The organism is Streptomyces sp. G-G2, assembly GCF_030063135.1.
Lineage (GTDB): Bacteria > Actinomycetota > Actinomycetes > Streptomycetales > Streptomycetaceae > Streptomyces.
This window is the reverse complement of sequence record NZ_JASISO010000049.1, coordinates 26,987-50,166: the sequence shown is the minus strand read 5'-3', so window position 1 is coordinate 50,166 and position 23,180 is coordinate 26,987. Positions and strand designations below refer to the sequence as shown.

General features: G+C 72.4%; 19 protein-coding genes and 1 pseudogene. 12 read left to right on the top strand and 8 right to left on the bottom strand.

Features of this window, described 5'->3' with window-relative positions; translation table 11 throughout:
* The 5 genes from pgeF to QMF80_RS30730 all read left to right on the top strand — a co-directional run bounded on the left by pgeF (nt 1) and on the right by QMF80_RS30730 (nt 3,945).
* Nucleotides 1–714, top strand: coding sequence for a peptidoglycan editing factor PgeF (gene pgeF / locus QMF80_RS30750; protein ID WP_283459196.1), 714 nt, complete (start codon nt 1–3; stop codon nt 712–714).
* Nucleotides 715–1,434, top strand: coding sequence for a YggS family pyridoxal phosphate-dependent enzyme (locus tag QMF80_RS30745; RefSeq protein WP_283459194.1), 720 nt, complete (start codon nt 715–717; stop codon nt 1,432–1,434).
* A 163-nt stretch (nt 1,435–1,597) separates the two neighbouring features.
* Nucleotides 1,598–2,218 (top strand): cell division protein SepF, encoded by a 621-nt coding sequence (locus QMF80_RS30740; protein ID WP_283459192.1) that lies wholly within the window; start codon nt 1,598–1,600, stop codon nt 2,216–2,218.
* 85 nt (nt 2,219–2,303) lie between these two features.
* Nucleotides 2,304–2,600: a YggT family protein gene (locus QMF80_RS30735; protein ID WP_007263603.1), complete on the top strand. Its 297-nt coding sequence runs from the start codon at nt 2,304–2,306 to the stop codon at nt 2,598–2,600.
* Between the two features lie 49 nt (nt 2,601–2,649).
* On the top strand, nt 2,650–3,945 hold the full coding sequence (locus tag QMF80_RS30730) for a DivIVA domain-containing protein (protein ID WP_283459185.1): 1,296 nt from the start codon (nt 2,650–2,652) through the stop codon (nt 3,943–3,945).
* Nucleotides 3,946–4,512: 567 nt separating this feature from the next.
* Here the strand turns inward: QMF80_RS30730 and ileS are convergent.
* Nucleotides 4,513–7,659 carry an isoleucine--tRNA ligase gene (gene ileS / locus QMF80_RS30725; RefSeq protein WP_283459182.1) on the bottom strand — a complete coding sequence of 1,049 codons (3,147 nt, stop codon included), beginning with the start codon at nt 7,657–7,659 and terminating at the stop codon, nt 4,513–4,515.
* 577 nt (nt 7,660–8,236) lie between these two features.
* Between ileS and QMF80_RS30720 the strand changes: the two genes are divergently transcribed.
* The 4 genes from QMF80_RS30720 to QMF80_RS30705 all read left to right on the top strand — a co-directional run bounded on the left by QMF80_RS30720 (nt 8,237) and on the right by QMF80_RS30705 (nt 11,233).
* Nucleotides 8,237–9,028 (top strand): TraR/DksA family transcriptional regulator, encoded by a 792-nt coding sequence (locus QMF80_RS30720; protein ID WP_349372252.1) that lies wholly within the window; start codon nt 8,237–8,239, stop codon nt 9,026–9,028.
* 96 nt (nt 9,029–9,124) lie between these two features.
* A complete protein-coding gene (gene lspA / locus QMF80_RS30715; RefSeq protein WP_283459179.1) occupies nt 9,125–9,688 on the top strand; it encodes a signal peptidase II in 564 nt (187 codons plus the stop codon).
* A gap of 130 nt (nt 9,689–9,818) precedes the next feature.
* Nucleotides 9,819–10,760: an RluA family pseudouridine synthase gene (locus tag QMF80_RS30710; protein ID WP_283459177.1), complete on the top strand. Its 942-nt coding sequence runs from the start codon at nt 9,819–9,821 to the stop codon at nt 10,758–10,760.
* A 2-nt stretch (nt 10,761–10,762) separates the two neighbouring features.
* Nucleotides 10,763–11,233 carry a GNAT family N-acetyltransferase gene (locus QMF80_RS30705; protein WP_283459175.1) on the top strand — a complete coding sequence of 157 codons (471 nt, stop codon included), beginning with the start codon at nt 10,763–10,765 and terminating at the stop codon, nt 11,231–11,233.
* 153 nt (nt 11,234–11,386) lie between these two features.
* Here the strand turns inward: QMF80_RS30705 and QMF80_RS30700 are convergent, their stop codons facing one another.
* The 3 genes from QMF80_RS30700 to QMF80_RS30690 form a co-directional block, all read right to left on the bottom strand.
* Complete coding sequence (locus tag QMF80_RS30700; RefSeq protein ID WP_283459173.1) at nt 11,387–12,979, bottom strand: Na+/H+ antiporter; 1,593 nt, start codon at nt 12,977–12,979, stop codon at nt 11,387–11,389.
* A 127-nt stretch (nt 12,980–13,106) separates the two neighbouring features.
* The gene (locus QMF80_RS30695) at nt 13,107–14,111 is read right to left on the bottom strand and encodes an SDR family NAD(P)-dependent oxidoreductase (RefSeq protein ID WP_283459171.1); all 1,005 of its coding nucleotides are present in this window, start codon (nt 14,109–14,111) and stop codon (nt 13,107–13,109) included.
* Entirely contained in the window at nt 14,108–15,286 is a 1,179-nt protein-coding gene (locus QMF80_RS30690; RefSeq protein WP_283459169.1) for a UDP-N-acetylglucosamine--N-acetylmuramyl-(pentapeptide) pyrophosphoryl-undecaprenol N-acetylglucosamine transferase, read from the bottom strand. The genes QMF80_RS30695 and QMF80_RS30690 overlap by 4 nt, the downstream gene beginning before the upstream one ends.
* A gap of 73 nt (nt 15,287–15,359) precedes the next feature.
* Here QMF80_RS30690 and QMF80_RS30685 point away from each other — a divergent pair, with 73 nt between their 5' ends.
* Together QMF80_RS30685 and QMF80_RS30680 are read left to right on the top strand one after the other, a co-directional pair.
* Nucleotides 15,360–16,076, top strand: a complete 717-nt coding sequence (locus QMF80_RS30685) for a response regulator transcription factor (protein ID WP_283459167.1) — start codon at nt 15,360–15,362, stop codon at nt 16,074–16,076.
* Nucleotides 16,073–17,530: a sensor histidine kinase gene (locus QMF80_RS30680; protein WP_283459166.1), complete on the top strand. Its 1,458-nt coding sequence runs from the start codon at nt 16,073–16,075 to the stop codon at nt 17,528–17,530. The genes QMF80_RS30685 and QMF80_RS30680 overlap by 4 nt, the downstream gene beginning before the upstream one ends.
* Here the strand turns inward: QMF80_RS30680 and QMF80_RS30675 are convergent.
* Entirely contained in the window at nt 17,486–18,544 is a 1,059-nt protein-coding gene (locus QMF80_RS30675; protein ID WP_283459164.1) for a mechanosensitive ion channel family protein, read from the bottom strand. The two genes, QMF80_RS30680 and QMF80_RS30675, sit on opposite strands and share 45 nt — an antisense overlap.
* Nucleotides 18,545–18,612: 68 nt before the next feature.
* Here QMF80_RS30675 and QMF80_RS30670 point away from each other — a divergent pair, with 68 nt between their 5' ends.
* Nucleotides 18,613–19,182, top strand: a complete 570-nt coding sequence (locus tag QMF80_RS30670; protein ID WP_283459162.1) for a dienelactone hydrolase family protein — start codon at nt 18,613–18,615, stop codon at nt 19,180–19,182.
* 29 nt (nt 19,183–19,211) lie between these two features.
* On the opposite strand, the pseudogene QMF80_RS30665 reads toward QMF80_RS30670, so the two are convergent.
* The 3 genes and pseudogenes from QMF80_RS30665 to QMF80_RS30655 form a co-directional block, all read right to left on the bottom strand.
* Nucleotides 19,212–20,186: pseudogene (locus QMF80_RS30665) on the bottom strand (serine/threonine-protein kinase); the annotation flags it as partial.
* Nucleotides 20,187–20,208: 22 nt separating this feature from the next.
* Nucleotides 20,209–21,183, bottom strand: a complete 975-nt coding sequence (locus QMF80_RS30660; RefSeq protein WP_283459215.1) for a zinc metalloprotease — start codon at nt 21,181–21,183, stop codon at nt 20,209–20,211.
* 222 nt (nt 21,184–21,405) lie between these two features.
* Nucleotides 21,406–23,094 carry an alkaline phosphatase D family protein gene (locus tag QMF80_RS30655; protein ID WP_283459159.1) on the bottom strand — a complete coding sequence of 563 codons (1,689 nt, stop codon included), beginning with the start codon at nt 23,092–23,094 and terminating at the stop codon, nt 21,406–21,408.
* Between the last annotated feature and the right edge of the window lie 86 nt (nt 23,095–23,180).

The window sequence follows — 23,180 nt, the reverse complement described above, 5'->3', positions numbered from 1 at the left end:
GTGAGCGGCGCCCACTTCGCTTTCACCGACAGGTGGGGCGGGGGGAGCGCCGTTCCGTATGAGGAGCTCAACCTCGGCGGCGCGGTGGGCGACGACCCGGCCGTCGTACGCGCCAACCGGGCTACCGCAGCACGGGCCCTGGGCCTCGCCCCGGACCGGGTGGTCTGGATGAACCAGGTGCACGGGCGGGACGTCGCCGTGGTCGACGGCCCCTGGGCCGCGGACCAGGAGGTTCCGTCCGTGGACGCGGTGGTGACCACCCGTCGGGGGCTCGCCCTCGCCGTACTCACCGCCGACTGCACCCCGGTCCTGCTGGCCGACCCGGTCGCCGGGGTGGCGGCCGCCGCCCACGCCGGGCGGCCCGGACTGGTCGCGGGCGTGGTGCCCGCCGCCGTGGAGGCGATGGTCTCCCTCGGCGCCGAACCCGGGCGGATGGTGGTCCGTACCGGACCCGCCGTCTGCGGCCGGTGCTACGAAGTCCCCGCCGCGATGCGCGCGGACGTCGCGGCGGTCGTGCCCGCCGCCCACGCCGAGACCAGCTGGGGCACCCCGGCCGTCGACGTCGTCGCCGGAGTGCACGCGCAGCTCGCGGGACTGGGGGTCACCGATGCCCGGCGATCCCCGGTCTGCACACTGGAGTCGCGGGACCACTTCTCGTACCGCCGCGACCGGGTGACCGGGCGGCTTGCCGGATATGTCTGGTTGGACTCTTAGATGACGGACCGTAAGGCCGAGCTGGCCGCGAACCTCGCGCGGGTGGAGGAACGTATCTCGTCCGCCTGCGCGGCGGCCGGGCGCGCGAGGGACGAGGTGACCCTGATCGTGGTCACCAAGACGTACCCCGCGAGCGACGTACGACTGCTGGCGGACCTGGGTGTCCGTCATGTGGCGGAGAATCGCGACCAGGACGCCGCCCCCAAGGCCGCCGCCTGCGCGGATCTGTCGCTCAGCTGGCACTTCGTCGGCCAGTTGCAGACGAACAAAGTCCGTTCGGTGGCGGGATACGCGCACGTCGTGCAGTCCGTCGACCGGGCCCGGCTGGTGCCCGCGCTCTCGGCGGCCGCCGAGAAGACCGGACGCGAACTCGTTTGTCTGGTACAGATCGCGCTCGACGCCGGGGCGGGGGAGCGCGGAGAGCGGGGCGGGGCCGCGCCGGACCAGCTGGCGGAACTGGCGGACCTCGTGGCCGCCGCCCCCGGACTGCGGATCGGCGGACTGATGACCGTCGCCCCGCTGGCCGGCCCCTACGCGGGACGTGAACAGGCCGCTTTCGAGCGGTTGCTGGAATTGTCATCCCAGCTGCGCACGGACCATCCGGCTGCCACGATGGTCTCGGCCGGGATGAGCGCCGACCTGGAACAGGCCGTCATGGCCGGTGCGACACATGTACGCGTCGGCACTGCGGTACTCGGCGCGAGAGCCCGGCTCGGGTAACGTCGCGAAGAAAGTCGGACCACAGCAGAAAATATGGTCATTTCCGCTGATGAGCGGACAGACCACGTGGATCGCAGGCAGTTGGTGACTTTGGTGACAATGCGACACGGCACCCGCGACACTTGCGACAGGGCGATCCACCACAGAGCGGAGGACTCAGAGAATGGCCGGCGCGATGCGCAAGATGGCGGTCTACCTCGGCCTCGTGGAGGACGACCGGTACGACAACCCGGGGTACGACCCCGACGACGAGTTCGAGCCCGAGCCGGAACCGGAACGGGCCCGTGACCGGGACCGACGGCAGCAGTCCGTACCGCACCAACCGCCCGTACAGGACGAACCGGTACGAGTCGCACAGCCCCCGGCGCAGCGCGAACCCATCGCATTGCCGGTTGAAAACGGACGATCGCCGCGAATTGCACCCGTGGCATCCATCACACCTGAACGCCCCACCATGGAGAAGAACGCCCCCGTGATCATGCCCAAGGTCGTGTCCGAGCGGGAGCCTTACCGCATCACCACGCTGCACCCCCGGACGTACAACGAGGCCCGTACCATCGGGGAACACTTCCGTGAGGGCACTCCGGTGATCATGAATCTCACGGAGATGGACGACACCGATGCGAAGCGTCTGGTCGACTTCGCGGCGGGTCTCGTGTTCGGACTGCACGGCAGCATTGAACGCGTGACACAGAAGGTGTTCCTGCTGTCGCCTGCTAACGTCGATGTCACGGCGGAGGACAAGGCCCGCATCGCGGAGGGCGGGTTCTTCAACCAAAGCTAGACCGACGAGTTAAGACACGGGACCGTCAACGATCGACCCGGCCGGCAGGTCGGACAGCGAGAGCAAGGGGAGAGGGAAGCGCGGGATGGGCGTGGCTCTGCAGGTTGTCTACATCGCGCTGATGTGCTTCCTCATCGTGCTGATCTTCCGACTGGTCATGGACTACGTCTTCCAGTTCGCCCGCTCTTGGGCACCTGGCAAGGCGATGGTGGTCGTTTTGGAGGCCACCTACACTGTCACCGATCCACCGCTCAAGCTTCTTCGGCGGTTCATCCCGCCGTTGCGTCTCGGGGGCGTGGCACTCGACCTGTCCTTCTTCGTTCTGATGATCATCGTTTACATCCTCATCAGTTTCGTGAGCACCGCAGCGAGAAGCGTGTGAACGATACGGTCTTGCCGACTGCCGACGACTACGTAGAGGTGAAGAAGAGATGCCGCTGACCCCCGAGGACGTGCGGAACAAGCAGTTCACGACCGTTCGCCTCCGAGAAGGCTACGACGAGGACGAGGTTGACGCCTTCCTCGACGAGGTCGAAGGCGAACTGACGCGCCTGCTCCGCGAGAACGAGGATCTGCGCGCCAAGCTGGCGGCCGCCACGCGTGCCGCCGCGCAGAACCAGCAGCAGCAGGGCATGCGCAAGCCGGAACCCCAGGACCAGCGAGGTCCGGGCGCCCCGGTTCCCGCGGCCATATCCGGCCCGCCGCAGCAGCAGCAGCCCCAGCAGATGGGTCCGCCCCAGCTGCAGGGCGGCCAGCCGCAGCTGCCGGCCGGACCGGGCGGTCACGGACCGCAGGGTCACGGACCGCAGGGCCATGGCCAGCAGGGCCACGGTCAGCAGGGTCCCGGCCCGATGGGCGGCCCCATGCAGCAGCACCCCATGGCCGGACAGCAGTCCATGGGCGGGCAGCAGTCCATGGGCGGGCAGCAGCCCATGGGTGGCCAGAACCAGCTCGGCCAGCCCATGCAGCAGCAGCAGATGGGCCAGCCCATGGGCCAGCAGATGCAGCCCATGCAGCAGCAGATGGGCCAGCCGATGGGGCAGCAGATGCAGCCCATGGGCCAGCAGATGCAGCAGATGGGCCAGCCGCAGCTCCCGCAGCAGGGCCCCGGCGGCGACAGCGCCGCCCGCGTCCTGTCGCTCGCGCAGCAGACCGCCGACCAGGCGATCGCGGAGGCCCGTTCCGAGGCCAACAAGATCGTCGGCGAGGCCCGTTCGCGTGCCGAGGGTCTGGAGCGGGACGCCCGAGCCAAGGCCGACGCGCTGGAGCGGGACGCGCAGGAGAAGCACCGCGTCGCGATGGGCTCGCTGGAGTCCGCCCGCGCCACGCTGGAGCGCAAGGTCGAGGACCTGCGGGGCTTCGAGCGTGAGTACCGGACGCGTCTGAAGTCCTACCTGGAGAGCCAGCTGCGTCAGCTGGAGACCCAGGCCGACGACTCCCTCGCGCCGCCGCGCACCCCGGCGACCGCTTCGCTGCCGCCGTCGCCCGCCCCGTCGATGGCTCCGGCCGGAGCGATGGGGCACTCCATGGGTGGCCCGTCCCCCATGGGCGGCCCCTCCCCGATGGGTGGCCCGTCGCCGATGGGCGGCCCCTCCTACGGTGGCCAGCAGCAGATGTCTCCCGCGATGACGCAGCCGATGGCTCCGGTGCGGCCGGTTGCTCCGCAGCCGATGCAGCAGGCGCCGTCGCCGATGCGGGGCTTCTTGATCGACGAGGACGACAACTAAGCGCGCCTCAGCGGGGGCCAGTGGGGGGGGCCGGGCCCGGGGTACTTTCTGTAACCGGGGGCCCGGCCCTTTTTCCGTTCTGGGGGGCTTGGGGCTGGAGGTGGTCCGTCGTCCTCGCCCACGCGGCGGGGCCGGGGTGGTGTCCCACCTGTCGGGCTGTCTTCGCCTCCGGCGGCGCCTCAAACGCCGGCGGGGCTGGTTTGCTCGGCTGGGTCGGTCTGCCGAGGCGAGCTGGGCTGGCCTCGGCGAGGCCGGTCTGTTCCGGGCTGGTCGGTCTTCGGTGGGGCCGGGTTGCCCCGGCGGGGCTGGGAGCCTCCGGCGCGGGGGGACTGGATCCGGCACCGGGAGGGGGCGAGCCCCGGCGGTGGGTTCAGCCTGCCCGGCGTTTGAGGGCCCGCCGGAGGCGTGCGCGGCCACCGCGGCGGGCGAGTCAGCCTGCCCGGCGAGGAGGGGGCGCCCCCGGCGGCGGTCACCGTGACCGACGGTGCACCGTCAGCCGACCCAGTGATGGGGTCGGGTGGGGGTGTGGCCCGGGCCCCCGGGTGGGGGCGCCGGGCCACGGGTGGGTCAGGCCTTGCGGAGGCGGAAGGTGAGGGCGAGGGGCTCGTCCTCGAAGGGGGCTCCGTACGTACCGTCCGCCTCCCCCCGGGCGTAGTCGGTCGAGAGGACCTCGTCCGCGATCAGCCCCGCGTGGTCCGTCAGGGCCGTCACGACCTCCGGGTCCGCCGAGGTCCAGCGCAGCGCGATCCGGTCGGCCACGTCGAGGCCGGAGTTCTTCCGGGCCTCCTGGATCAGCCGGATCGCGTCCCGCGCCAGGCCCGCGAGCCGCAGCTCCGGGGTGATCTCCAGGTCGAGGGCCACCGTCGCGCCCGAGTCGGACGCCACCGACCAGCCCTCGCGCGGCGTCTCGGTGATGATGACCTCCTCCGGGGTGAGGGAGACCTCCTCACCGTTCACCGGCACCGCGGCGGAGCCGGACCGCAGAGCCAGCGACAGTGCCGCCGCGTCGGCGGCCGCCACCGCCTTCGCCACGTCCTGCACGCCCTTGCCGAACCGCTTGCCCAGCGCCCGGAAGTTCGCCTTCGCCGTCGTGTCCACCAGGGATCCGCCGACCTCCGACAGGGAGGCCAGGGAGGAGACGTTCAGCTCCTCGGTGATCTGCGACCGCAGCTCCGGCGTCAGCGCGTCGAACCCGGCCGCGCCCACCAACGCGCGGGACAGCGGCTGGCGGGTCTTGACGCCCGACTCGGCGCGCGTCGCCCGGCCCAGCTCCACGAGGCGGCGTACCAGCAGCATCTGCTGCGACAGCACCCCGTCCACCTGCGCGGCGTCCGACTCCGGCCACGAGGACAGGTGTACGGACTCGGGCGCGCCCGGGGTCACCGGTACGACCATGTCCTGCCACACCCGCTCCGTGATGAAGGGGGTCAGTGGAGCCATCAGCCGGGTGACCGTCTCGATCACGTCGTGCAGGGTCCGCAGCGCGGACGCGTCGCCCTGCCAGAAGCGGCGGCGCGAGCGGCGCACGTACCAGTTGGAGAGGTCGTCCACGAAGGAGGACAGCAGCTTGCCCGCCCGCTGCGTGTCGTAGACCTCCAGCGCCTGGGTGACCTCGGCGGTCAGCGTGTGCAGCTCCGAGAGCAGCCAGCGGTCCAGCACCGTGCGGTCGGCCGGGGCCGGGTCGGCGGCGCTGGGCGCCCAGTTCGACGTACGGGCGTACAGGGCCTGGAAGGCGACCGTGTTCCAGTACGTGAGCAGCGTCTTGCGCACGACCTCCTGGATCGTGCCGTGGCCGACGCGGCGCGCCGCCCACGGGGAGCCGCCCGCCGCCATGAACCAGCGCACCGCGTCGGCGCCGTGCTTGTCCATGAGCGGGATGGGCTGGAGGGTGTTGCCCAGGTGCTTGGACATCTTGCGGCCGTCCTCGGCGAGGATGTGGCCCAGGCAGACCACGTTCTCGTAGGCCGACTTGTCGAAGACGAGGGTGCCGACGGCCATCAGCGTGTAGAACCACCCGCGCGTCTGGTCGATGGCCTCCGAGATGAACTGCGCCGGGTAGCGCTTCTCGAAGATCTCCTTGTTCTTGTGCGGGTAGCCCCACTGCGCGAACGGCATCGAACCCGAGTCGTACCAGGCGTCGATGACCTCGGGGACGCGGACCGCGGTCAGGGAGCAGCCCTCGTGCGTGCACGGGAAGGTGACGTCGTCGATGTACGGGCGGTGCGGGTCCAGGCCGGAGAGGTCCGTGCCGGTCAGCTCGCTCAGCTCCGCGCGCGAACCCACGCAGGTGAGGTGGTTCTCCTCGCAGCGCCAGATCGGCAGCGGGGTGCCCCAGTAGCGGTTGCGGGACAGCGCCCAGTCGATGTTGTTGTTCAGCCAGTCGCCGAAGCGGCCCTGCTTGACCGAGTCCGGGTACCAGTTCGTCTTCTCGTTCTCCCGCAGCATCGCGTCCTTGACGGCGGTGGTGCGGATGTACCAGGAGGGCTGCGCGTAGTAGAGCAGCGCGGTGTGGCAGCGCCAGCAGTGCGGGTAGCTGTGCTCGTAGGCGATGTGCTTGTAGAGCAGGCCGCGCGCGTCGAGGTCGGCGGTCAGCTTCTCGTCGGCCTTCTTGAAGAAGACGCCGCCGACGAGCGGGACGTCCTCCTCGAAGGTGCCGTCGGGACGGACCGGGTTCACGACCGGCAGGCCGTACGCGCGGCAGACCGCGAGGTCGTCGGCGCCGAAGGCGGGGGACTGGTGGACCAGACCGGTGCCGTCCTCGGTCGTGACGTACTCGGCGTTCACGACGTAGTGGGCGGGCTCGGGGAACTCGACCAGCTCGAAGGGGCGCTGGTAGGTCCAGCGCTCCATCTCCTTGCCGGTGAAGGACTCGCCGGTGGTGACCCAGTCCTCGCCGAGAGCCTTCTCCAGCAGCGGTTCGGCGACGACGAGCCGCTCGTCGCCGTTGGAGGCGACGACGTAGGTGACCTCGGGGTGCGCGGCCACGGCGGTGTTCGACACCAGGGTCCACGGGGTGGTCGTCCACACCAGCAGGGCGGCCTTGCCCGCGAGGGGGCCGCTGGTGAGCGGGAAGCGGACGAAGACGGAGGGATCGACGACGGTCTCGTAGCCCTGGGCCAGCTCGTGGTCGGAGAGGCCGGTGCCGCAGCGCGGGCACCAGGGGGCGACCCGGTGGTCCTGGGTCAGCAGCCCCTTGTTGAAGATCTCCTTCAGCGACCACCAGACGGACTCGATGTACTCGGGGTCCATCGTCACGTAGGCGTCGTCGAGGTCGACCCAGTAGCCCATGCGGGTCGTCAGCTCGGCGAAGGCGTCGGTGTGGCGGGTCACCGAGTCACGGCACTTGTCGTTGAACTCGGCGATGCCGTACGCCTCGATGTCCTTCTTGCCGTTGAAGCCGAGTTCCTTCTCGACGGCCAGCTCGACGGGAAGGCCGTGGCAGTCCCAGCCCGCCTTGCGGGCCACGTGGTAGCCGCGCATGGTGCGGAAGCGGGGGAAGACGTCCTTGAAGACGCGGGCCTCGATGTGGTGCGCGCCGGGCATGCCGTTGGCGGTGGGCGGGCCCTCGTAGAAGACCCACTCGGGGCGGCCCTCGGACTGCGCCAGGGTCTTGGCGAAGGTGTCGCTCTCGCGCCAGAAATCCAGGACGGCGTGTTCCAGGGCGGGCAGGTCGACCTGCGCGGGTACCTGGCGGTATTGCGGCGGGGTGGTCATGAGGCGTCTTCCTCCGGCGGCGTGAGATCTCCGTCGGAGGGACGAGAGCACTGCTCCCGCGGTACCACCCTCCTTGGCCGCCGGACGGATCCGATGGCCCCCTCATTGGGGCGCGAGCCGGTTCTACTCGCCTCTACGGACGCCCAGGGGGGCCGTACAGGCTTTCTTCCGGCGGCTCCGGGGTGATCCTTCGCATCGCGCTCGCCCCCGGGCTCTCACCGTCCCCGGGTCGCTCCTGGCTGCGTCCGACGCTACTCGTCCCCATCCATGCCTTTCGCAGGGCCCAGTGTACGGGCCCGGGGGCCGCTCGGCAGACCGGTTTACGGGGCCTGCCGCGGGGCCCGTGTACGGGGCTCCGGCGGGGGCGCGGAGGGGGCGCGCGGGTCATCCGAATGGGCTGACGCGCCCGTCCGGGCTCCGGCGCGCCGGTAGGACCGGATTATCGGGCGTGGAGCTGGGCACAACGGATGCAGGTCGGCCTCGGCGGACGCGTGCCCCGTTGCCGCGGCGCCGGAGTCGATTTATCGTCCCACCACGATTCGCGTGCAATATCACAGTATGTGAAGGGGCCGCGGCCATGGTGGCGAAGAAGACCGCCGCGAAGAAGACGGCGTCAGTGAACGAGGCGTCGGCGGAACCAGTGAAGAAGGTCGCGAAGAAGACCGTGAAGAAGGCAGCGAAGGCGGCTGTGAAGGCGGCTGTGAAGACGCCCGCCAACAGCAGGCCCGCCAACAGCACGCCCGCCCATGGTGCGGCTGCCGGGAGCGCGGCCGGGAAGAGCGGCCCGACCGGGAGCAAGCGCACCGCCAAGACGACCGCGAAGACAGCCCCGGCCGCACCGGCCCGGGAAGAGACGGGAGCCGGGAAAGTGGTTGCCAAGAAGAGCACGGGCACGGCCAGGAAGACGGCCACGGCCGCGACGAGCGGGTTGCCCAAGACGCGCGCCTCGGCCGCCAAGGGCACCGGCGGGAGCGGCGGGCTGGCCGTTCGGCCCGGGGAGGACCCATGGACCCCGGGGGAGGAGGCCGAGGCCCGTACCGAGCTGACCTCGGAGGTGCTGCGGCTGCGCGGCGAGCTGGCCGCCTCCGAGCAGGCCATCTCGGGCCTGATGCGGGACTCCGGTGACGGCGCGGGCGACGACCAGGCCGATACGGGCACCAAGAACATCACCCGCGAGTCCGAGCTGGCGCTCGCGGCCAACGCCCACGACATGCTGGAGCAGACCGAGCGGGCCCTGGAGCGCCTGGAGGCGGGTACGTACGGCCTCTGCGAGAACTGCGGGAAGGCCATCGGCAAGGCCAGGATGCAGGCGTTCCCGCGGGCCACCCTGTGCGTGGAGTGCAAGCAGAAGCAGGAGCGTCGCCACTAGAACGGCCTCCTGACGTACCCTCGTGTTCTGTTCAGGGTCTCCCGGATCTTCAGGAGCCCGGCGGCATCCTGGTTCGAGCTAGTTCGAGGGACTCACGTGTCAGAGGCGGAGCGCATCATCGGTACGCCCGAGGTCGGGGACGACACCCCCCAGCCGGAGTCCGAGCGGCCCAGGGGGCATCGGCGGATCGCGGCACTGCTCATCGTGGCGGTGCTCGCGTACCTCCTCGACCTGGGCAGCAAGATGCTGGTGGTCGCGAAGCTGGAGCACCAGGCGCCGATCCGGCTCATCGGTGATGTGCTCAAGCTGGACGCCATCCGTAATCCCGGGGCCGCCTTCGGCTTCGGCGAGGCCTTCACGATCATCTTCACCTGCATCGCGGCCGGGGTGATCGTGGTGATCGTGCGACTGGCGCGCAAGCTCTACAGCCTGCCCTGGGCGATCGCGCTGGGACTGCTGCTGGGCGGCGCCCTCGGCAACCTCACCGACCGGATCTTCCGGTCCCCGGGGGTCTTCCGGGGCGCCGTGGTCGACTTCATCGCGCCCGCGCACTTCGCCGTCTTCAACCTCGCGGACTCGGCGATCGTGTGCGGCGGGATCCTGATCGTGCTGCTCTCCTTCAAGGGTCTGGACCCGGACGGCACCGTCCACAAGGACTGAGCGGGGACCGGGCGAGGACCGGACCGGGGAGCGGGCGGGACCGTCCGGGGACCGGCTCCGGGCCGCTCCGGGAGCCGCCCGGACCGTGATCGCGGATCGGGCGAGCGGTCTTGTCCTGCATACTCGACAGGTGAGTACGATTCCCGAGATCCGAACCCTGCCTGTTCCCGACGGCCTCGAAGGCGAGCGCATCGACGCTGCGATCGCCCGTATGTTCGGGTTTTCCCGGACGAAGGCGGCCGAACTGGCCTCGGCCGGGAAGGTGTCGGTCGACGGCAGTGTCGTCGGGAAGTCCGAGCGTGTGCACGGCGGCGCCTGGCTCGAAGTCGAGATGCCCGCCCCACCGCGTCCGGTCGAACTGGTCGCCGAGCCCGTCGAGGGCATGGAGATCGTCCATGACGACGACGACATCGTCGTGGTCATGAAGCCCGTGGGCGTCGCCGCCCACCCCAGCCCCGGCTGGACCGGCACCACCGTCATCGGTGGTCTCGCCGCGGCCGGGTACCGCATCTCCACCTCCGGTGCCTCCGAGCGCCAGGGCGTGGTGCACCGCCTCGACGTCGGCACCTCCGGCCTGATGGCCGTCGCCAAGTCCGAGCGCGCCTACACCTCGCTCAAGCAGCAGTTCCGCGAGCGCGTCGTGGACAAGCGCTACCACGCGCTGGTCCAGGGCCACCCGGACCCGATGAGCGGCACCATCGACGCCCCCATCGGCCGCCACCCCAGCTCGGACTGGAAGTGGGCCGTGACCCAGGAGGGCAAGCCCTCGGTCACCCACTACGACCTCATCGAGGCGTTCCGGGCGGCCTCGCTGCTCGACATCAAGCTGGAGACGGGCCGTACGCACCAGATCCGCGTGCACATGTCGGCGCACCGGCACCCCTGCGTGGGCGACCTGACCTATGGTGCCGACCCGACGATCTCCAAGCGGCTGGGCCTGACCCGGCAGTGGCTGCACGCGGTGCGCCTGGGCTTCGAGCACCCGTCGGACGGCCGGTGGGTCGAGTTCTCGAGCACCTACCCGGCCGACCTCCAGCACGCGCTGGACGTGATCCGCGCCGAGAGCGAGTGAGCGTGGCGGGGCGCGTCGCCTACGAGGTCCGGGTCGCGGAGTCGGAGGCCGACCGGGCCGCCTGCTTCGCCGTACGGACCGAGGTCTTCGTGATCGAGCAGTCGGTGCCGGAGTCCCTTGAGTACGACGCCTACGACGCGGGCGCGGTCCACGTCCTGGCGGTGGGCCCGGACGGCCCGCTCGGCACGGGGCGGCTGCTCCACGGCCGGGCGGCGCTCGGCAAGACCGGTTCCCCGGACGTGGGCTCGCTCGGCCGGCTGGCCGTGACGAGGGCCGCGCGCGGTCTGGGGGTCGGGGCCGCGCTGGTCCGTGCCATCGAGGCGGAGGCCGGCCGGCTGGGGCTGGGTGCGGTGGACCTCGGGGCGCAGACGCACGCGCTCGGGTTCTACGAGCGGCTCGGGTACGTGGCGTACGGGCCGGAGTTCGACGACGCGGGCATGCCGCACCGCTCGATGCGGCGGCCGCTGCGCTAGGCCTGTCCGTGGTTGCCCTCAAGCGCCGGGCAGGCTCCTCCCGCCTCCCGCGGGGCGGGGTGTGCCCGTGGCGGGGCCGGTTGTGCCCTGGTGGGTCGGGGGTGCCTCCGGCGGCGCCTCAAACGCCGGCGGGGCTGAGTTTGCTCCCGCGGGCTAGGGGTTGCGGAGGCTTCGCACGTCCAGGTGGCGCAGTACTCGGTCCACGATCTCCGGGTCCGCTCCCGGCTCGCTCCGGGCCGCCAGCACCTCGTGCCGCGCGGCGGACATCATCTCGCGCTGGATCCGCTGGACGTCCCGGATCCGCTCCACCCGCTTCGCGTACGCCTCGCGCCGTTCCTCGTCGACCATGTCGGGACTGATCCTGGCTCCGACGTCGTAGGCCCGCCGGTGCAACTGCTCGATGAGGTCGTCCGGGAGCCGCTCCACCTCCTCGATCTCCTTCAGCCGCCGCTTGGCGGCCCTGGCGGCGCGGATCGCCAGAGCCCGCTCGAACTCCCGGTCCGCGTCCGGGTCCGCCTCCACCCCCAGCTTCCGCACCAGCCACGGCAGGGTGAGCCCCTGGAGCACCAGGGTCATCATGATCACGGCGAAGGCGATGAAGACGATCTCATCGCGGACCGGGAAGGATTCCCCGCCGTCCGTCTTGTACGGGATGGCCAGGGCCAGTGCCACCGACGCCACCCCCCGCATCCCGGCCCACCACATCACCACGCTCTCCCGCCAGCTGATCGGGATCTCCTCGTCCACGTCGCGCCGGTCGTGGAGCCTCCTCGCCAGCCAGGACGCGGGCATCAGCCACAGCAGCCGTACGCCGACCACGACCGCGATGACGGCGGCCGCCCAGCCGACCATCCGCCACTCCCGGCCGCTCGCCGTACCGAAGACGTGGTGCAGCTCCAGGCCGATCAAGCCGAAGGCGACGCCGGTGACCAGCATGTCGACGACTTCCCAGAAGGTGTGCCCGGCGAGGCGGCCGAGAACGTCGTCGGCGTCCGTGGCGTATTCGGCGAGGAACAGGGCGGTGGTCAGTACGGCCAGGACCCCCGATCCCTGGAGTTCCTCGGCGACCACGTACGCCACGAACGGCACCAGCAGGGTCAGCCCGATCTGCAGGGTGGCGTCGCCGAGCAGCCCCATGAGCCGGTTGGCGGCCCAGCCGAGGGCGAGTCCGACGGCCACGGCGACCACGGCGGACAGGACGAACTCGCCGAGCGCGCCGGGCCAGGAGAAGCTGCCGCTGACGGCCGCCGCGATGGCCACGTGGTAGAGCACGATGGCGGTGACGTCGTTGAAGAGGCCTTCGCCCTCCAGGATGGACACCATCCGGCGGGGCAGGCCCAGCGAGCCGGCGACGGCGGTGGCCGCTACCGGGTCGGGCGGGGCGACGAGCGCGCCGAGCGCGACGGCGGCGGCGATCGGCAGCCCGGGCACCACGGCGTGCGCGACGACGGCCACGGCGGCGGTGGTCACGAAGACGAGGGCCACGGCGAGCAGGAGGATGGGCCGGACGTTGGCCGCGAACTGCCGCCAGGAAGTGCGCTGCACGGAGGCGTACAGCAGCGGTGGCAGGACGAGCGGCAGGATGTACTCGGGTGGGATGTCGACATTCGGCACGGCCGGTACGAGGGCCAGTATCACCCCCCCGATGGTCATCAGTACGGGCGAGGGCAGCCCGAGCCGGTCCCCGAGCGGTACGGTGACGACGGCCCCGAGCAGGAGTACGAAGAGAAGGGCGAGCTGATCCACCCCCTCACCCTGCCGTATCCGCCGACGCCGGACGCACCGGCACACGCACACCCCGCCCCCGGGGGTCCGCCCGGACCCCGCGCCTCGCACGCGGGCCGGGCCGTTGTCGCCCCGGGGTCACCGGCGGCTACACCTGGTAGCGGTCCGGGGTGAAGAGGTGGGGGTGGGCGGCTATCCAGGACGAGGTCAGGGAGAGGCCCTCCGTCAGGGGGACGCGCGGGTGCCAGCCCGCCCAGTCGCGGGCGCGGGAGTTGTCCGACAGGAGGCGCTGGACCTCGCTGCCCGACGGCCGCAGCCGCGAGCGGTCGACCACGACCTCCGCGTCCCGGCCCGAGGCCGTGATCAGGGCCCGGGCCAGGTCCCCGATGGAGATCTCCCGCCCGGACCCGAGGTTCACCACCTCGCCCAGCGCCCGGTCGCACTCGGCGACCGCCAGGAACCCCTCGGCGGTGTCCGTCACGTACGTGAAGTCCCGCGTCGGGGTCAGCGAGCCCAGGCGGATCTCCCGGGCCCCGGAGTGCAGCTGCGCCAGGATCGACGGGATCACGGCCCGCGCCGACTGCCGCACGCCGTAGGTGTTGAACGGGCGCACCACCGTCACCGGCAGCTCGAAGGCGTGGTGGAAGGAGAGTGCCATCATGTCCGCGCCGATCTTCGACGCCGAGTACGGCGACTGCGGCTGGAGCGGGTGGGTCTCCGCGATCGGCGCCGTCAGCGCCGTCCCGTACACCTCGCTGGTCGAGGTGTGGACCAGCCGCCGCACCTCGTGCCGACGGCAGGCCTCGGCGACGTTCTCGGTGCCGGTCACGTTCGTCTGGACGTAGGCACCCGGCGATACGTAGCTGTACGGGATCCCGATCAGCGCCGCCAGGTGGAACACGGTGTCGCACCCGGCCACCGCGTCACTGACCCGCCCCGCGTCGCGGACGTCGCCCGCCCACATCTCCACGGGTCCGTCCGGATCGGCGAGGTAGCGCGCCAGGTGGCCCTTGTCGGCGTACGGCTTGTAGTGCACGAGGGCCCGCACCCGGGCGCCCCGCTCCACGAGCAGGTCGACCAGCGTGGAGCCGATGAACCCCTCCGCTCCGGTGACGAGTACGGTGCGGCCGGTCCAGTTCGTTCGCGTGGTCATGCGTGCTCCAGGTGGGAGGAGGGGGAGGGGAGGGGGAGGCCGGAGACCCGCAGGACCTCGGCGGCCAGGAGTTCGGCGGCCCGCGCGTGCGGGCCCGGGTCTGCGGCCCCGGCCATGGCGGTCAGCCGCGCCGGATCGGCCAGCAGCGGTCCGACCAGTGCGGCGAGCCGGTCGGCCGTGGCGTCGCCGTCGGCCAGCAGCAGGCCCGCGCCCGCGTCGGACAGCACCCGGGCGTTGTGCGTCTGGTGGTCGCCGGGCGCGTGCGGGTAGGGCACCAGCACGGCCGGGACCCCGGTCGCGGCCAGTTCCGCGACGGTCGCCGAACCCGCGCGGCACACCACCAGGTCGGCCGCCGCGTAGACCAGGTCCATCCGGTCGAGGTAGGGCACGGCCCGCGCGATCCGCTGCCCGCCGGTCGCCGCGAGGTCCGTGACGGCCCCGGGCAGCGCCTTCGGCCCGGTCTTGATCAGCAGCTGCACGTCGTTCCGGTGCTGCCAGAGCCCGGCCAGCGCGGTCGCGGCCCCGGTCAGGCGTACGGCGCCCAGGCTGCCCCCGTTGAACACCACGAGCCGCCGTCCCGCGGGCACCCGCAGCGCCCGCCGGGCCTCGGCGCGCAGCGCCTCCCGCTGCGGCCGGTCCCGTCGCGCGAGCCCGGCCAGCGCCGCGGAGATCGGCATTCCGGTGGTCAGCGCCCGCGCGCCGCCCGCCAGGTGCTCCCGGCTGCGGTCGAAGGCGACCGCGATGTGCGGGGTGAGCCGGGCCGCGAACTGGTTGGCCCGGCCGGGCACCGCGTTGGACTCGTGGATCACGGCGGGCAGCCCGGCCAGCCGGGCGCCCAGTACGGCGGGCGCGCTCGGGTAGCCGCCCATCCCGACGACGACCTGCGCGCGCTGGGCGCGGATGACCGTACGGGCCTGGCCCGCCGACCGCAGCAGGGCCGCGGGCAGCAGGTAGCGCTTCGCGCCGAGCGAGGGATCGAAGGGGATCATGTCGACGGTGTGCAGCCGGTAGCCCGCGCCGGGGATCAGCTCGGTCTCCAGACCGCGTTCGGTCCCGATGAACGAGATGACCGCCCCGGGGGCGGCGGCGCGCAGCGCCTCGGCGAGCGCGAGCCCCGGGTAGATGTGGCCGCCGGTGCCGCCCGCACCGATCACGACGGAGAGTGGTGTGGTCATGGCCGCACACTCCCGGTGCGCCCTAAGAAGGTTCTAAGAGGAAGCCTTCGGGCTGTTTGGCACTCTTTGTTCCATGAGTAGTCAGTCGAGCGGTCAGCCGAGCGGTGGTCAGCGGATCCTGGTGGTCGACGACGAGCCCGAGGTGCGGGCCGCCGTCGAGGACGGGCTCGCGGTCGAGGGGTACGAGGTACGGGGGGCCGCCGACGGGCTGGCCGCGCTCGCCGAGGTCGGGGCCTGGCAGCCCGACGCGCTCGTGCTGGACGTGATGATGCCGGTCCTCGACGGGCTCGGAGTGTGCCGTCAGCTGAGGGCGCTGGGCGACCGTACGCCCGTACTGGTCCTCACCGCGCTCGGGTCGGTCAGCGAGCGGGTCGACGGGCTGGAGGCGGGGGCGGACGACTACCTGGTCAAGCCGTTCGCGCTGGACGAGCTGGTGGCCCGGGTCCGGGCGCTGCTGCGGCGGGCCGCGCCGGAACCGGCGGGCGGCCCGGCCGAACTCGGCTACGCCGACCTCGTCCTCGACCCGGAGACGCGGACCGGGCGGCGCGGGGGCCGGAACCTGGAGTTCAGCCGGACCGAGGCCGCCCTGCTCGAACTCCTGCTGCGCCACCCCGGGCAGGTGCTGCCGCGCGAACTGATCCTGGAGCTGGTGTGGGGACGGGACTTCGGGCCGGACTCCAACTCCCTCGCCGTGTACGTCGGTTACCTGCGCCGGAAGCTGGAGGCGGCGGGCGAACCACGGCTGGTCCACACCGTGCACGGGGTCGGCTACCGGCTGGACACGGTGTGAGCGGGCGCAGGGGCGGGCGCGACGGCGCGCGCGGCGGCAGGCGCGGTCTCGGCGCGGCCTGGCGGCGGCGCCGCCCGCTGCGGACCCGGCTGGCGCTGGCCGTCACCGCCGCCGTCGCGTTCGTCGCGCTGGGGGTGTGCGTGGCCGCGTTCGTCGTCGTACGCTCCGCGCTCTACCACCAGCTCGACCTCACCCTCACCCAGTCCGCCCGGCTCGCCGCGCAGCGCGACGCGGGGGCCGGACCCGGGGTCCTGGCCGGGGAATGCCGGTACCTGGCGGCGCCCGCCTGCGCGCAGGTGGTGCCGGAGGATCCGGGGCGGGACCCGGCGAAGGGCTTCCTGCTGCCGGTCGACGCGCGGGCCCGGGAGGTCGCCGCGGGCGAACGGGCGCCGTACTACACGAACGTCCGCCTGCCGTCGGGGTACTCCGCCAGAACGCTGACCACCGACTTCGCACCCGGGCGGGCCCTGCAGGTGACGCTGCGGGCCGACACCGTGGAGGACGGCATCGCCGAGGCCGCCGGCTGGCTGCTGCTGACGGGCGCGGCCGGAGTGCTGCTCGCCGCCGGGCTCGGGTACTGGGTGTCGCGGACCGGTCTGGCGCCGGTCACCCGGCTCACCGCCACCGCGGAACGGATCGCCGCGACCCGCGACCCCCGGCACCGGATCGAACTGCCGCCGCCGGGGCGGGAGGACGAGATCACCCGGCTCGCGGACAGCTTCAACACCATGCTGGGCGAGCTGGAGCAGTCCGTCACCGCCCAGCGCCGGCTGGTCGCCGACGCCTCGCACGAGCTGCGCACCCCGCTCACCGCGCTGCGGACCAACGCCGAACTGCTGGCCCGGGCCGACCGGCTGACCCCCGAGCAGCGCGACCGGGCGAGCGGGGCGCTCGGGCGGCAGCTGCGGGAGGTGACCGGGCTGGTCAACGACCTGATCGAGCTGGCCCGGGACGAGGAGCCGCAGCCGCTGGTGGAGCGGGTGCGGCTGGCGGCCCTGCTGGAGCACGGGGTGGCGGCGGCCCGTACGCACTGGCCCAGCGTGCCGTTCGTCCTGCGGGTCGGCGAGGACGCCCGCTCGGCCGGGGGCACGGTCCCCGGCGTACCGGCCCGGCTCAGCAGGCTGCTGGCCAACCTGCTCGACAACGCGGCCAAGTTCAGCCCGCCGGGGCTTCCGGTGGAGGTCGAGCTGAGCATCCCCGACGGGCGCCCGGAGCTGACCGTGCGCGACCACGGCCGGGGCATCTCGGAGGAGGACCTGCCGTACGTCTTCGACCGTTTCTACCGCGCGAACACGGCCCGCGCCCTCCCCGGCTCGGGCCTCGGCCTCGCCATGGCCCGGCAGATCGCCCGCGCCCACGGCGCGGAGCTGACGGCGGAGCGGGCCGCGGGTGGCGGGGCGTTGTTCCGGCTAGCTTTCGGCGGGGGCGCTGCCCGGGGCGTCGGAAGCCGGTGAGGTGGCGATGCGCGGGAGGGCGTACGGGTGGTCCGCCGCCAGCCAGGTGATCAGCTGCTCCCGGACCGCGCACCGCAGGGTCCAGATGTCGTCCGCGTTCTTCGCGGTGACCACGGCCCGTACCTGGATGGTGTGCGCGGTGGTGTCCGTGACCACCAGACCGCTGGAGCGGCCGTCCCACTCGGGGTGCTCCTTCAGGATGTCCTGGAGCTTCTCCCGCATCAGGGCGACCGGCGCCCGGTGGTCCAGGTGCAGGAAGACCGTCCCGGTCATCTCCGCACCGCCGCGCGACCAGTTCTCGTACGGCTTCCCGGTGAAGTACGACACCGGCATCGTGATCCGCCGCTCGTCCCAGGTCCGCACCACCAGGAAGGTGAGGGTGATCTCCTCGACCTTCCCCCACTCCTTGTCCACGACCACCGTGTCCCCGATCCGCACGGTGTCGCCGAAGGCGATCTGGAGTCCGGCGAAGAGGTTCCCGAGCGTGGACTGCGCGGCGATGCCCGCCACGATGCCGACGACCCCGGCCGAGGCCAGCATCGAGGCGCCGACCGCCTGCATCCTCGGGAAGGTCAGCAGCATCGCGGCCACGGTCACCACCACGACCATCGCCGCCACGGCCCGCTGGATGAGGGTGACCTGCGTACGGACCCGGCGGACCCGGGCCTCGTCGGTGGCCCCGGCGGCGTAGCGCGCGTACACCGACTCCACGGTCGCCGTCGCGATCCGGATCAGCAGCCAGGCCGCCGCCCCGATCAGGACGAGGTCCAGGACCCGGCCGATGGGGACCGTGTACGCCTCCATCACCTTGGCCTGCGGGTAGGAGGACCGCAGCAGGGCCGCGCACAGCAGCAGCAGGAACGGCGGGCGGCAGCGCCGCAGCAGACCCCACAGCGGGGTCTCGCGGTGCCGGGCGTCGGCCCGGCGCAGCAGCAGGTCGAGCAGCCACCCGGCGAACAGGGTGAGCACGACCGAGCCGCCGACGACGATCAGCGGGCGCAGTACGGTCTCCATGCCCAGACCGTAGCGGAGGCCGTGCGCCTCCCGTGGGCGGGAGGCCCCCGAGCTGGCACGATTGCCTCATGAACATCATGCTTTTCCACTCGACGTACGGACTGCGGCCCGCGGTGCACGCCGCCGCCGAGCGGCTGCGCGCCGCCGGGCACGAGGTGCACGTCCCGGACCTCTTCGAGGGGCGCACGTTCGCGACGGTCGAGGAGGGCATGGCCCACCGCGACGAGATCGGCCGTGACGAACTGCTCAAGCGCGCGGTCCTGGCGGCGGCCCCCCACTCGGACCGCGGCCTGGTCTACGCCGGTTTCTCCTTCGGCGGCTCGGTCGCCCAGCACCTCGCCCTCGCCGACGCGAAGGCGCGCGGGCTGCTGCTCCTGCACGGCACGGCGGACATCGCCGACGACGCGGTGGTCGACGAGCTGCCGGTCCAGCTGCACATCGCGGACCCGGACCCCTTCGAGCCGCACGACTGGCTGACCGCCTGGTACCTGCGGATGCGGCGGGCGGGCGCGGACGTCGAGATCCACAGCTACTCGGGCGCGGGCCACCTGTACACCGACCCGGACCTCCCCGACTACGACAAGGAGGCCGCCGGCCAGACCTGGACCGCGGCCCTGGGCTTCCTCGACAGCCTGTAGAACCGGGCGCCGGGCGGCCAGGCCCGTTAGGGGGCCCCGCGCGGCGCGGGCGCCGGAGGCAGGGGTCCCGGCGGGGCGAAGCGGCGGCCCGGGGCGTTCTGCGGCGCGGGCTGCGAGACGGGCCGCGGCGGTGCGGGATCCGTGGGGGCCGCGCCCACCGAGGCGGCGCGGGCGAGCAGGGCGTCCAGCCGGGCCGCGTCGGGGCGGGCCGCTGGATCACGGACCAGGAGTTCGGCGAGTACGGGCCCCAGCGCCCCGGCCCGGCGCGGCGCCGGGACCGGCTCGTCCAGTACGGCGGCCAGCGTGGCCATGGTGGTGGCCCGGCGCATCGGGCTGACCCCCTCCACCGCCACGTACAGCAGGACCCCCAGCGACCACAGGTCGGAGGCGGCGAGGTCGGCGCCCCGGATCCGCTCGGGCGCCAGGTACTCGGGGGTGCCGATGACCTCGCCGGGCAGGGTGAGCGGGGCGGCGTCGGCCAGGGCGGCGATGCCGAAGTCGGTGAGGACGGCCGAACCGTCCTGGCGCAGCAGGACGTTGGCGGGCTTCACGTCCCGGTGGTGGATCCCGGCGGCGTGCGCGGCGCGCAGCCCGCCGAGGATCTCGCGGCCGGTCCGGGCCGCCTCGGCCGGGTCCAGCGGGCCGCGGTCGAGGCGCTGCTGGAGGGACCCGCCGGGCAGCAGCTCCATCACCAGCCAGGGGTGCGGGTCCGCGATGACGATGTGGTGCAGGGTCACCACGTGCGGGTGGCTGATCCGGGCCTGGGCCCGGGCCTCGCGCAGGATCCGCTCCCGCAGGATCCGGGCGGGCTCCCCGCCGTCGGGCCCGGCGCCGTATCCGTGGCCGTATCCGTGGCCGTATCCGGGCGGTGGCCGGACCTCCTTCATGGCCACGTCGCGGTGAAGGGCACGGTCCAGCGCGTGCCAGACCGTGCCCATACCACCGCTGCCGAGCCGTTCAAGCAGCTCGAACCGTCCGTCGATCACGTCCCCCGGCGCGCTCATGGCGCCAGGGTAGTGCCATGGCCTAGGCGCGGTAAGCGGTCCACATGCTCTTCATGCGGGAGACCTGACCCGCGGTGAACTGGTACATGCAGGAGTCGTACGTGTAGTCCATGAAGTTGTGGATCGGGTCCACCCCGCTCGCGCCGCAGGTGTCGCGGCCGGTCGGGCACTCGAACGCGGCACTGGACTCGGCCGGGGTGTCGGAGACCGAGTCACCGCTGCCCGTGCAGCCGCCCTGGAAGGTGTGGTAGAGCCCCAGCCAGTGGCCGACCTCGTGGGTGGCGGTGTCGCCCTGGTTGTAGTTGGTGGCGGAGCCGCCGGGGATCGAGCTGTTGAGGATGACCACGCCGTCCATCGTGGGCTGGGAGGCGTAGGAGCTGGGGAAGGTGGCCCAGCCGAGCAGGCCGCCGCCCAGGTTGGCGGTGTAGAGGTTCAGCGCGTTCTTGCCGCCCTTGCGCAGGGCGTTCTTCATGTCCTTCTCGGCCTTTGTGCCGTCCGAGACGGTGTACCAGGTGGCGTTGTCGGTGTAGTCGGTCCCGGCCAGGGAGAACTGGAAGCCGGAGTTGACGTTGCCGCTGCCCTGGCCCGCGTAGGCGTTGTTCAGCACCGAGATCTGGCTGTTGACCTGGGCGGCCGTCAGCTTGCCCGCGGTGCCGCTGGTGATGACGTGCACGTAGACCGGGATGGGCGTCGTCGCGGCGACGGCTCCGGCGCGCAGGCCGTCGAGCTGCTGCGCTCTGGCGGTGGCGGCGGCCAGGCCGAGCTTCGACTTCAGGTCGGCGTCCATGGCCTTGACCTGGCCGTCCGAGATCTCGTTGGGGTCGGCCGCGTGCTGTGACTGCGGGCGCGCCACCCGGGCGTTGGCGGCGGCGCCGGACCCGGAGGCCTGGTTGGCGCAGACCTCGGCGGGGGTCTTGGGGGCGGAGGCGGCGGCGACCGAGGTGGGGGCGGTCAGCGGGGCCAGGGCCAGGGTTCCGGCCAGGACGGCCGTTCCCATGAGGCGGCGGCGGAGAAGGGGGGATATGCGGGCGACAGCGCGCACGTTGGCTCCTCGCGAGCGTGGTGGGGGCGGAGGGATTTCCTCACGCTGGCGCGCAGCTTACGTGTGCATGTCACATTCAGGTCAATGCTTGAAAGCAAAAGATTTTGTTGTCCGCGGGGGGCGGGGGCCTTCGTGGTATGGCCTAAAACCCCCGCCCGCAGGACAATTGACGGTACGTCAGCGAACGGGCTGGTCTGCCCGCTCCACCTTCTGGGTACCGTTCAAGGTCCGGTACGACCGCTCCCAGGACGACGTGGCGTTCTGCTGGGTCTTGTCCGAGATCACGTAGTAGTCCATCTGCGAGCGCTCGGCCGTCACGTCCAGGACCCCGTACCCGTGAGCGTCCATGTCCAGCCACTTCACATGGCGGTTGGCGGCCTTGACGGCCGTCTCGGCCACCAGTGAGGCGGTGTCGGCCGGGACGTGCAGGATGTCGTCGACGTTGTCCGAGGTCACCGAGGTCACCACGAACTCGACGGCCGCGGACCGCGAGAAGGGGTACGTGGCGGCCGTCACCGGGACGTCATTGGCCCACGCCATGTGGATGTCACCGGTCAGGAACACGGTGTTCTTGATGTTCTGCCCGGTCAGGTGCCCCAGCAGCTCGGCCCGGTCGTCCGTGTACCCGTCCCACTGGTCGACATTGACGGCCAGGCCGCCCTTGGGCAGCCCCAGCAGTCCCGCCAGCGGTTCCAGCAGGTGCGCCGGGAGCGAGCCGAAGGCCACCGGCGAGATCATCACCGAGGTGCCGACCAGCTTCCAGGCCGCCTGCGAGGAGGCCAGGCCGGACTTGAGCCAGTCCAGCTGGATCCGGCCGGTGATGGTGCGGTCGGGGTCGTCCACCGTGCCGCCGCCGACGGTGGCCTGCTGCGAGCGGAAGGTGCGCAGGTCCAGCAGGAGCAGGTCGACGAGGCTGCCGAAGCGCAGTCGCCGGTAGACCGTGCCCTCGGTGGAGGCGCGTACCGGCATCCACTCGAAGTACGCCTGCTTCGCGGCGGCGGCGCGGGCCGCCCAGTCGCCCTCGGGGCCCGGGGTGTGGTTCTCGGCGCCGCCCGACCAGGCGTCGTTCGCGAACTCGTGGTCGTCCCAGATCGCGACCATCGGGTGGGCCGCGTGCAGCTCCCGCAGGTCCGCGTCCGTCTTGTACTTTCCGTGCCGCGTGCGGTAGTCGGCGAGGGTGAGGATCTCGTGCGTCGGCGCGTGCGGGCGGACCACGTACTTCGCCTCCGGGTACCCCCCGGTCCGGTACTCGTAGATGTAGTCGCCCAGGTGCAGCACCGCGTCCAGGTCGCTGCGGGCGGCCAGGTGCCGGTAGGCGGAGAAGTACCCGGCCTCCCAGTTCGCGCAGGACACCACGCCGAAGCGGACGCCGGGCACCCGGGCCCCGTCCGCCGGGGCGGTGCGGGTGCGCCCGGCCGGGGAGACGGTGCTCCCGGCGGTGAACCGGTACCAGTACGCGGTCCCCGGGCGCAGCCCCCGCACATCGGCCTTGACGGTGTGGTCGGTGGCGGCGCTCGCGGTGACGGAGCCGCTCGCGGTGATCCGGGAGAAGGCCTGGTCCTCGGCCACCTCCCAGTCCACCCGGGTGTCGGGGCCGAGCCCGGAGCCGGGCACGGCCCCGGGGGTGGGGGTGACGCGGGTCCAGAGCAGGACCCCGTCGGGCAGCGGGTCGCCCGAGGCGACTCCGTGCAGGAAGCCGGGCGCGTTCTCGGCGGCCCGGGCGGGCGCGCTGCCCAGGACGGCCGTCGCCGCGAGGGGGGCGAGCGCGGCGGCGCCGGCGGCGGCCCTGACGACCGTACGGCGGCGCGGCGCGGCGGAGGGTGAGGGGGACGGGGACGGGGACGGGGAGGGGAGTCGACTGGTCACGGGCGGTCAGATTACTGGCCAGTACGGCCAGGGGTACAGCCCCGAACCGGCGAAGGGCGGGCGAACTCGCGGAGTCCGCCCGCCCC